Here is a 9986-nt window from a genome sequence, read left to right as displayed (position 1 = left end):
GCCAGGATCAAACTCTCCAATAAAGTTAGTTTGTCTAGCATCTAAAAATAAAAATTGACGTTTCACGTTGTTTGTTTCGTTCAGTTTTCAAAGAACTAAAAGCGGGTGAAGAGAATCGAACTCTCGACCAGAGCTTGGAAGGCTCTTGTTTTACCACTAAACTACACCCGCGTGGTCGGGAAGACAGGATTTGAACCTGCGACCCCCTGGTCCCAAACCAGGTGCTCTACCAAGCTGAGCCACTTCCCGTAATTGGCGCGCCCGAGAGGAGTCGAACCCCTAACCTCTTGATCCGTAGTCAAACGCTCTATCCAATTGAGCTACGGGCGCTTATTCATGATGTTTTTTCGTCGTTGTATTTTGGCGACTCAATTATCTTATCATACTACATTTTCAAATGCAAGTACTTTTTTAAGATTTTTTTGATGCGGCCGAGAGGACTTGAACCTCCACGGGGTTTCCCCCACTAGGCCCTCAACCTAGCGCGTCTGCCGTTCCGCCACGACCGCGCGGAAAAAACAAAAAAGTGAGCCATGAAGGATTCGAACCTTCGACCCTCTGATTAAAAGTCAGATGCTCTACCAACTGAGCTAATGGCTCGTAAATGGCTGGGCTAGCTGGATTCGAACCAGCGCATGACGGAGTCAAAGTCCGTTGCCTTACCGCTTGGCTATAGCCCACTGAAAAAATATCTTATTTTCAAAGACAAATGTTATCGTACCATAATGTCCAATAAAAAACAACTGCCAATTAGCAGAAGTTAAAATGGCGGTCCCGACCGGGGTCGAACCGGCGATCTCCTGCGTGACAGGCAGGCATGTTAACCACTACACCACGGGACCATTTGGTTGCGGGGACAGGATTTGAACCTGCGACCTTCGGGTTATGAGCCCGACGAGCTACCGTACTGCTCCACCCCGCGATGATACTATTCATATAAAATTTATATGGTGGAGGATGACGGGATCGAACCGCCGACCCCCTGCTTGTAAGGCAGGTGCTCTCCCAGCTGAGCTAATCCTCCGAAGTGGTGACCCGTACGGGATTCGAACCCGTGTTACCGCCGTGAAAGGGCGGTGTCTTAACCACTTGACCAACGGGCCAATATGTATGGCAGAGAAGAAGGGATTCGAACCCTCGCACCGCGTTAGCGATCTACTCCCTTAGCAGGGGAGCCCCTTGAGCCACTTGGGTACTTCTCTGTATGGCTCCGCAGGTAGGACTCGAACCTACGACCGATCGGTTAACAGCCGATAGCTCTACCACTGAGCTACTGCGGAATAATGAAGACAATTTGTATCTTATAAAATTTCTTTCTGTAAGTCAAGAAGTTTTTAACAACATCTTGTTCAAACGTGACATGTTTATAATATACTGGATTGCGTTTTTACTGTCAAGATGTTTTCGATATCGGTTTGAGTTTCCCTTTACACTTTCCGCAGACATATCTTTTTGTATTTATTTGACGCCTTCTTACATATTGAAGTAAACACTCCATACATTCATACTTATAAATCTTTTTTTCCTTCTCTTCATTAATCATTCGTTTACAAAAACGAGGTGCATCAACTTTCTTTAACAACTCACGAAAATCTCTGTCCCTGTGCTTATACCCTCTTCCTGTAATATGCAAGTGATAATGACACAGTTCATGTTTGATGATTCCGATTAATTCCTCCTTACCATACATTTCGTAATATCGATAATTCAGTTCAACATTGTGACTCTTCAACAGATAACGCCCGCCAGTTGTACGCAACCTACTATTGAACTTTACTTTATGTAAAAATGGCATTCCGAAGTATTGTAGCGATACTTCTTCCACTAGCCGTTGAATTTCTTTCTCGTCCATTCTCATTCCTCCTAAACAAAAAAATATTTTTACACTTTTCACGCTTCTTATACATATATTAAATAGTACATATACCCATCCTCATTCAAGACGCGTGGTTTCTAAAAACACAACATGAATAGAAATCCACTCACCAACCTCTCATTAATAGTACTTTAGATTTTTGAGAGTAGGATTAAACAAGGAGGGATTCCTATGCCTACGTGGCTAAAAAAACAGATGCAACGTGCATATTTCGAAAAAAACCGGTATCAAATTAAATTGCTAAATGAATGCTGGTTTTATTATAGCAAAATACATCAAAACTCATGATCCATTACACTTTTTATTCTATAAAAAAAGAGCAGTTTTATCTGCTCTCTTCTCTTACTATTCAATCGGCAACATAGATAGTGCAACGCGTCCTTTTTTTGTATCAATATCATCTACCCATACTTTTACAATTTGTCCTACTGATACAACATCTAACGGATGCTTTACAAACTGTTTGCTAAGCTTAGAAATATGCACTAAACCATCTTGCTTTACGCCAACATCAACAAAAGCACCAAAATCAACAACGTTACGCACTGTTCCTTCTAGTTCCATACCACGTTTTAAATCTTCTAATTTCAAAATCCCTTTTTTCAGAAGTGGTTTAGGCAACTCATCCCTCATATCTCGTTCTGGACTAATGAGTGCATCTATAATATCAACTAACGTCGGCTCCCCAACTCCCGTTTCTTGAGACAACTTAGAAATCTCTACTTCTTCCAATCTCTTTTGTAATTGCGGTTGTCCTACGTCATCTATCGATAACCCTAAACTCTTCAATAACAATTCAACATTTTTATATTGTTCAGGATGAATACCTGTCCGATCTAATGGATTCGCTCCTTCTAATATACGCAAGAAACCTATACATTGTTCGTACGTCTTTGCACCTAAACGTGGGATTTTCTTTAATTCCGTGCGCTTTGTGAATTTCCCATCCTCTTCTCTCTTTGCCACAATATTTTTCGCAACAGTTTTCGATAAACCTGAAACATATTGTAACAATGCAACCGAAGCCGTATTTACATTAACCCCAACTTGGTTCACAGCTGTCTCTACTACAAATGTTAATGACTCATTCAATCTCTTTTGAGATACATCATGTTGGTATTGTCCAACTCCAACTGATTTAGGATCAATTTTCACAAGTTCAGCCAGTGGATCTTGCAGACGTCTTCCAATAGAAACAGCACTTCTCTCTTCAACTTGTAAATTTGGGAATTCTTCACGAGCTAAATCAGAAGCTGAATATACACTAGCACCCGCTTCATTTACAATAATATAAAAGACTTCCTGTTTCACACTTTGCAATACATCTACTATAAATTCCTCTGTTTCTCTAGATGCTGTCCCATTACCAATTGCAATCATTTCAACTTGATATTTATCTATAATAGAAAGAACTTTCGTTTTTGCGTCATCATATTTACGAACAGGCGGATGCGGATAAATAACATCAATATGTAGTACTTTCCCCGTATCATCTACTACAGATAATTTACAACCAGTTCTATATGCCGGGTCTACCGCTAGCACGACTTTCCCTTTCATCGGAGGTTGTAATAATAAGTTACGTAAGTTCTCAGAGAAAATATGTATCGCTCGTTCTTCAGCTGTTTCTGTTAATTCTTTACGAATTTCTCTTTCAATTGAAGATTGAATTAATCGTTTATAACCATCTTCAATCGCTAATTGTACATAATGCGCACTTTTAGAATCGTTATCACGAATTACTTTCTTATTTAAGAAATTTAATATCTCATCTACTGGTGGGACAACAGAAACTCTCAATATATCTTCTTTCTCACCGCGATTCATTGCTAATACACGATGTGGTACTACTTTTTGCAATGGTTCTTCATAACTGTAATACATTTCATATATATTCTTTTCATCTTTTTCTTCACCTTTTACAGACGAAGACATAATACCTTTTCTAAAAGTAATATTTCGAATCCAACTACGATACGTAGCTTCATCTGAAATCATTTCTGCAATAATGTCTTGTGCACCTTGTAAAGCTTCTTCTGCAGATTGCACTTCTTTCTCTGCATTAATAAATTCCACTGCCTTTTTAGCCGAATCTTCTTTCTTATATAACAATAACCATTCAGCTAACGGTTCTAACCCTTTTTCTTTTGCAATCGTTGCTTTCGTTCTTCTTTTCTCTTTATATGGACGATATAAATCTTCTACTTCCTGCAACTTTGTAGCTTTAACAATTTGCAGCCTTAGCTCTCCTGTCAGTTTTCCCTTCTCACCAATAAGACGAATAACTTCTTCCTTCCTATCTTCAAGTTGCATCATATATTGCCATCTCTCTAAAATCGCACGAATTTGCACCTCATCTAAAGAGCCTGTCCATTCTTTTCGGTAACGAGCAATAAATGGAACTGTGTTACCTTCTTCTGTTAATTGAATAACATGACGAACTTGCTTTTCGCTAAAGCCTAATTCTTTCACTAACATTTTCATTAACGCTTGTCGATTATCTACCATTTCCATATACAACCGTAACCTCCTCTATAATAAAAAAAGTTGCCCTTCAAAGAGAGCAACTTAAACTGCCGATTTAAAAATCTATTAGTCCTAAACTAATTTGTAACGCTTCATCTACACGACTCATCATCACTTCATCTAAATGAGTGATTTTGTCCGTTAAGCGTTGCTTATCGATTGTTCGAATCTGCTCAAGTAAAATAACAGAATCTCTCTCAAAACCATACTTTTTCGCATCAATTTCCACATGAGTGGGTAATTTCGCTTTTTGAATCTGTGCAGTAATAGCCGCTACAATCACCGTTGGACTAAAACGATTTCCGATGTCATTTTGAATGACAAGAACCGGACGAACGCCTCCTTGCTCAGAACCAACAACTGGGGAAAGGTCTGCAAAATACACGTCGCCGCGTTTTACAATCAAAATATTACCCCCCGCTAACTAAGCGTTCTACTGTATGAGCTGCTTCATACTCCGCTAAGAAAGCTTCAGATGCAATACCAAGATTAATTTTTCCCATTTCAATATACCCACGTCGCATTGATTCATGTTGGTAGCGTTTCTTCGTCTTATGTTGACGCAATAACAATTGTGTTGCCTGGCAAATTAGTTCATGGCGATTCTTATTCTCTTGTTTTCCAATTCCGTCCAATTCCGTTACCATTTGCTTTGGCAACCGAACCACGATTTCAGTAGTTACACTTGATTCGGACACAAAAATACACCTCCACCGTCAACTACACACCCAAATATATATATATATGACACCTATTGTAATAATACCATTGTATGGAGCCTGTTGCAAAGACTTCCTTATTCCTTGCTTATGTTTTCCAATTCACAAACAAAACATTCATCTTCTTAAATTTTTTATCTCATAACTAACTAAAAACAATAGAACTCCTCTTCAAAACTTACGTGTAACTTATATAAAAAATGATTATAAGTAAAAAGCTTCTCATCAAAAAGAGCTTATTATCCAGCAATGAACAGTCACTCCAATGACAAGAAGCAATCATGCTACCTTCTATATATTGTTCAAGTAATTAATTATCTCTACAACCTTACCATTCCGTATAAATATTCTTGGCACACGGAAACTGATCGTTGCAATAATTTCATAATTAATAGTCCCTGAATATTCCGCAACCTCTGTAGCGCTAATATACTCATCTCCCTGCCTTCCAATAAGCGTAACTTTCGTACCAAGCGGCACTTCACAAGGAAGATGAATCATGAACTGATCCATTGTTACTCGCCCTACAATCGGTACCCTTTTACCATTTATAAGCACTTCAAATCCTTGTAATCTTCTAAGCCATCCATCTGCATAACCAATCGCTACAGTCGCGATCCATTCTTCAGTTTTCGTTCGATAAGTGACGTTATAACTAATTCCATCACCTTTAATCACCTGTTTAATATGAGCTACTTTCGTATGCAGTGATAGCGCCGGTTCTAATTCAAATGGTAAAAAAGGACGTATTTCTACAGAAGGAGATAATCCATACATTGCAATCCCAATTCGCACTGCATTAAATGTAATCCCTTGAAAACGTAACGTGGCAGCACTATTAGCTGTATGGACAAACTTAGGATCCACTCCGAATTCTTTCAACCAACTTAACTGCTCTAAGAACGTGTTATATTGCTTATCAAAATACGAAGTCTCAACCTCATCTGCCGTTGCAAAATGCGTGTATACTCCTTCTAACTCTAAAAACGGTGCACCTTCTAAACTCCTTAAAAATTCTTTCAGCTCTTTTCTTTCACGTATTCCAATTCTCCCCATACCACTATCAAAATTAATATGAAATTTCATTACAGATGAACCATCCCAAAGTTTAATTGCTTCGTCCACCCATTCTTTTTGAAAAACAGTTAGCGCTACATCATTTTCAGCAGCTACATTTACATCACGCGGCGGCGAGGGACCTAACACTAAAATCGGCACAGTAATACCAGCCCTCCGAAGCACTAGAGCTTCATCTAAAAAAGCAACAGCTAACCTTGTTGCACCCGCTTCTAATGCCGTTTTAGCAACCGGTACATAATCGTGCCCATATGCGTTCGCTTTAACTACAGCAAAAATCTCTACATCACTTGGGATGAACTCTTTAATATGTGTAACGTTGTTATAAATGGCATCTAAATCCACTTCCACCCACGTGTCACGATAAAATGGTGCTTCTTCCATAAATACACTTCCTTATACACGATATGCGAAGCTTATTCTTTTATATGCTTCTTTTATGAAATCCACCTTCAAACTAAGAAAAGACGTGGTGCACATATATCACCACGTCTAAGAAGTTTACTTCACCTGCTTCGCTGTAACTGAACGAGCAACCATTAACAGCTCCTTCGGCTCTAAACCTTTAGACACGAGCATATATTCTACTCCGTTATGCGACCACGTTACAGAGTCTTTCGTCAACGCACCAATCGTAAACCCAAGATCAACCGGTTCTCCACTTACACTTACCGCTGATGAAGCCTCTGCAACTTTTGCCTTTTCTTGTATTAAAGTAAAGGATTTCTTATTTCCAGTGTATGTGAGTATCGCACGCTTGCCACTGTCTGTCTTCAACTCTTTTTCATCTTGCAGAGTCATACCTTGTGGTGTATCAAGCGGATACAAAGTAGCAAACGGTTTGTCTTCTTTCGCTGTTGTTTGAACATCTACCTGCGCTCTAGACATATTTTGTTTCGTATCAAATGCACCTTTATCAAATTTCGCATCGAATTTTACCTTAGAGAAATCTACTTTTACAAGAACATTTTGATCATTATCCATTAACTTCACTGAAACTGGAGTCAAATCGCTCTTCTTCAGTGTAATCTCTTGTTTCGGCAACATATTTTGATGTTGATAGTTTGTTTTTGTTTTAAAAATATAATACTTATCTGTTTTCTCGAAAGTAAGGTTTTTCTTATCCTGCAAAATATCTCTTACAAGTGATTCATATAAATAAGCCTGGCTGCTATTTTGCGGCCAATCACTTTGAAAACGGAAGCTCTTATTAAGTGCTGGCGTTAATACAAATACACCTTCTTCATTTCTTAAAATAATTTGGCTCTGATCTTTTTTTGCATTCTTTAAATTCACACGATAAAAAGACGGTTCCTTATGCCAAATTTCTACGTTATACTCCTGAGGCTCATTTCCTGTTTTAATAGATAATTTCGCTTCAGCTTGATAACTTTTCATCCCTTTTACTTTCGCTTCTAAATCTTTCACGACATCATCTTGTTTCTTTTCCACACAACCCGCCAATACAAAAACGGTCAACAAACCGACAAGAACTAAAAACAGACGCCTTTTCATCACTTCAGCCCCTTTGCCCCTATAAATGAATGGAAGATGTACCTTCCTTATCGCTACCTCAAATATATGAGACAAAGATATAAAATATGCAGACTAGCGTGACGAGCTTTCTAAAACAACTTGAGCAACAGCAAATTCCTTACTATGACTAATTGATAAATGAACAACATACTCTGTACTTGTAATCAGAATCGGCTTACCTCTTTCATCATTTTTCACTTCAATATCTAAAAAGCTCACTTCTTTCCCGATACCAGTACCTACAGCTTTTGAATATGCCTCTTTCGCTGCAAATCTTCCAGCTACAAACTCTGTAAGGCGACTTCCTTTCAGCTCCATAGCAACATTACGTTCATTTTTCGTTAAAATACGTTCCATAAATTTAAGCTTTCCATCTAGCATTTTTTCAATACGATTTAATTCAATAATATCGATTCCAATCCCTATAATCATTTCAAAATCCCCTTCTTCTATTTAACTTTCTTCTTTCATATTGATAAGAATAACAGAGAATCTTTCTGATGCAAAAGGGGTGATAGTAACCGTATGCTAATAAGATCCACTCAGATTTCTTTACAATCGACTATTCTCACCTTACTTCTTATTCACTTAGTCCTGATGATATTAGGCGACTTTTTCCTCTTCCCACTGGCAGCCTCTAATGAATATATCGCTAAAGGAGAATGGTGGCGTGTCATAACTTCCCTTCTGGTACACGTAGACTTACAACATTTTCTTTCTAATAGTATTTTTTTGTTTGCACTTGGTTCTTCTATCGAAAAGCAACTCGGACACTTTTCTTTTTTTATTCTATTTTTTATTTCTGGAATTTTTGGAAATATTTCTTCTTATATTATTATGCCACCTGAATATATTCACGCAGGTGCATCAGGTGGGATTTTCGGACTATTAGGCGCACAATTATTTTTATTGTACAATCGTTACCGCTCTTCACAACCAAAAGAAATTGCCATTTTCTCAATTATGATACTTCTATTACTGCTATTTACTTTCTTTAACCCTTCCGCCAATCCGATCAGTCATTTAACAGGTTTAATAACCGGCGGCATTTTAACTCCTTTTTTAACCAAAAAAAACGATGGTGCAAAGCTTATTTAATATAAAAGCTTGCACCATCGATAATTTCTACATCTACCTGTTCGCTTAAATCCCTCATTAATTGAAATAAAGACTCATCCTTCATCTTCGCCTCAATCATACAATCAATTTGCGGAACACTTCCCTTTATCCTTCTTAAAAAAGATAAAAATGCGTCTACATTAATATAATCTGCATGAGCTCTTGGATCTTTTCCCTCTCTAGGGCTAGAGATATGCATTTTAACTGGCAACAAAGATGTTTCCCACGTATGAACAACACGTGCCCAATCTTCATACCAATCTTCTTGCTCATTATTCATCATATGGTGATGCAAATCAAACACGACGGGAATATCTAATTTTTCTCCTAAATATAATGTTTCCTCTAACGTAAAAGTTGTATCATCATTTTCTAATATAATCATTTCTTGAATACCCCTTGGGACATTAGACCAATTCTCTATAAAACGCTCTAATGCAAGTTCTTTATCTTTATACCCTCCTCCAACATGTAGTACACATCGTTGCTTATGTTCAATCCCCATGCCTTTTAATAATTTTTTGTGCATCTGCAATGTCTTTACAGATTGTTTGAAAACACTCTCCTCAGGTGAATTTAGTACAACAAAATGATCTGGATGAAAATCAATTCGCATATTCATATGAATTGCATATTCACCTAATTCTTTCAATTTTTCTTTTAAAGGACGAATATAGTTCCACTCTAACAATTCCTCATGATTCGCTAAAGGAATGAGCTTAGAACTAAGCCGAAAGAAAGATATGTCATGTCCCTTATTATGCTTTAATAAACGCAAACAATTTTCCAAATTGGAATTAGCAATTCTTTCAAGTTTACGAATTGCAGCATCACGATCATCTATTTTCTGAAACTGTGCGTACGTCATCGTTTGAGATGGGGATGCATTCTTCAAATGCACACTCATCGCAACGTAACCAAGCCTTACAAGCATATAACAGCCCCTTTTCTATCATAACTACTATGTAGTATGCACAATTACAGAAATAAAAAAAGAGAATGCCCGCAAAGGGCATTCTCTTTTTTTATTAAGCTTGTGGACGGCTATGATGTTTTCTTTCGCCGCGTCCATTTGAAGATCCTGGGCGACCTTGACCTTCACCTCTACGACCACGACTACCACCATCACGATT

At 37.9% G+C, this 9986-nt stretch carries 10 protein-coding genes and 12 tRNA genes; 2 read left to right on the top strand and 20 right to left on the bottom strand.

Annotation, left to right across the window (positions count from 1 at the left end; all coding sequences use genetic code 11):
* Positions 1-100: 100 nt before the first annotated feature.
* The 13 genes from MR160_RS31245 to MR160_RS31185 form a co-directional block, all read right to left on the bottom strand.
* Positions 101-171 (bottom strand) — tRNA-Gly (locus MR160_RS31245).
* Position 172: 1 nt separating this feature from the next.
* Positions 173-249, bottom strand: a tRNA-Pro gene (locus tag MR160_RS31240).
* Between the two features lie 4 nt (positions 250-253).
* Positions 254-330 (bottom strand) — tRNA-Arg (locus MR160_RS31235).
* A gap of 96 nt (positions 331-426) precedes the next feature.
* A tRNA-Leu gene (locus MR160_RS31230) sits at positions 427-509 on the bottom strand.
* An 18-nt stretch (positions 510-527) separates the two neighbouring features.
* A tRNA-Lys gene (locus MR160_RS31225) sits at positions 528-600 on the bottom strand.
* A 5-nt stretch (positions 601-605) separates the two neighbouring features.
* Positions 606-680: transfer RNA gene (locus MR160_RS31220), tRNA-Gln, on the bottom strand.
* A gap of 86 nt (positions 681-766) precedes the next feature.
* A tRNA-Asp gene (locus tag MR160_RS31215) sits at positions 767-842 on the bottom strand.
* 3 nt (positions 843-845) lie between these two features.
* A tRNA-Met gene (locus tag MR160_RS31210) sits at positions 846-922 on the bottom strand.
* Positions 923-948: 26 nt separating this feature from the next.
* Positions 949-1024, bottom strand: a tRNA-Val gene (locus tag MR160_RS31205).
* 4 nt (positions 1025-1028) lie between these two features.
* A tRNA-Glu gene (locus MR160_RS31200) sits at positions 1029-1103 on the bottom strand.
* A gap of 8 nt (positions 1104-1111) precedes the next feature.
* Positions 1112-1202: transfer RNA gene (locus MR160_RS31195), tRNA-Ser, on the bottom strand.
* A gap of 3 nt (positions 1203-1205) precedes the next feature.
* Positions 1206-1280 (bottom strand) — tRNA-Asn (locus tag MR160_RS31190).
* A gap of 113 nt (positions 1281-1393) precedes the next feature.
* A complete protein-coding gene (locus MR160_RS31185) occupies positions 1394-1852 on the bottom strand; it encodes a SprT family protein (protein WP_000343552.1) in 459 nt (152 codons plus the stop codon).
* A gap of 195 nt (positions 1853-2047) precedes the next feature.
* On the opposite strand from MR160_RS31185, the gene cmpA reads away from it, so the two are divergent.
* Positions 2048-2164, top strand: coding sequence for a cortex morphogenetic protein CmpA (cmpA, locus tag MR160_RS31180; RefSeq protein ID WP_001143640.1), 117 nt, complete (start codon positions 2048-2050; stop codon positions 2162-2164).
* Between the two features lie 57 nt (positions 2165-2221).
* Here cmpA and MR160_RS31175 read toward each other — a convergent pair whose 3' ends face one another.
* The 6 genes from MR160_RS31175 to acpS all read right to left on the bottom strand — a co-directional run bounded on the left by MR160_RS31175 (position 2222) and on the right by acpS (position 8166).
* Positions 2222-4390 carry a Tex family protein gene (locus tag MR160_RS31175; protein ID WP_140153325.1) on the bottom strand — a complete coding sequence of 723 codons (2169 nt, stop codon included), beginning with the start codon at positions 4388-4390 and terminating at the stop codon, positions 2222-2224.
* A 67-nt stretch (positions 4391-4457) separates the two neighbouring features.
* Entirely contained in the window at positions 4458-4808 is a 351-nt protein-coding gene (gene ndoA, locus MR160_RS31170) for a type II toxin-antitoxin system endoribonuclease NdoA (protein WP_000635965.1), read from the bottom strand.
* Positions 4809-4812: 4 nt separating this feature from the next.
* A complete protein-coding gene (locus tag MR160_RS31165) occupies positions 4813-5100 on the bottom strand; it encodes an antitoxin EndoAI (protein WP_000004570.1) in 288 nt (95 codons plus the stop codon).
* A gap of 312 nt (positions 5101-5412) precedes the next feature.
* Positions 5413-6582: an alanine racemase gene (alr, locus tag MR160_RS31160; RefSeq protein WP_000390595.1), complete on the bottom strand. Its 1170-nt coding sequence runs from the start codon at positions 6580-6582 to the stop codon at positions 5413-5415.
* A gap of 117 nt (positions 6583-6699) precedes the next feature.
* A complete protein-coding gene (locus MR160_RS31155) occupies positions 6700-7650 on the bottom strand; it encodes a LolA family protein (protein WP_002084009.1) in 951 nt (316 codons plus the stop codon).
* A gap of 156 nt (positions 7651-7806) precedes the next feature.
* Positions 7807-8166, bottom strand: a complete 360-nt coding sequence (acpS, locus tag MR160_RS31150) for a holo-ACP synthase (protein ID WP_000583423.1) — start codon at positions 8164-8166, stop codon at positions 7807-7809.
* Positions 8167-8259: 93 nt separating this feature from the next.
* Between acpS and MR160_RS31145 the strand changes: the two genes are divergently transcribed.
* Positions 8260-8832, top strand: coding sequence for a rhomboid family intramembrane serine protease (locus MR160_RS31145; protein WP_000908527.1), 573 nt, complete (start codon positions 8260-8262; stop codon positions 8830-8832).
* Here the strand turns inward: MR160_RS31145 and uvsE are convergent.
* The gene (uvsE, locus tag MR160_RS31140) at positions 8825-9787 is read right to left on the bottom strand and encodes a UV DNA damage repair endonuclease UvsE (protein ID WP_000961146.1); all 963 of its coding nucleotides are present in this window, start codon (positions 9785-9787) and stop codon (positions 8825-8827) included. The two genes, MR160_RS31145 and uvsE, sit on opposite strands and share 8 nt — an antisense overlap.
* Positions 9788-9986 lie beyond the last annotated feature (199 nt).

Origin of the sequence: Bacillus cereus group sp. BfR-BA-01382, assembly GCF_022663475.1 — a bacterium.
Classification (GTDB): domain Bacteria; phylum Bacillota; class Bacilli; order Bacillales; family Bacillaceae_G; genus Bacillus_A; species Bacillus_A thuringiensis_S.
The sequence above is the reverse complement of the archived record's forward strand: the minus strand, read 5'-3'. Positions and strand labels throughout refer to the sequence as shown.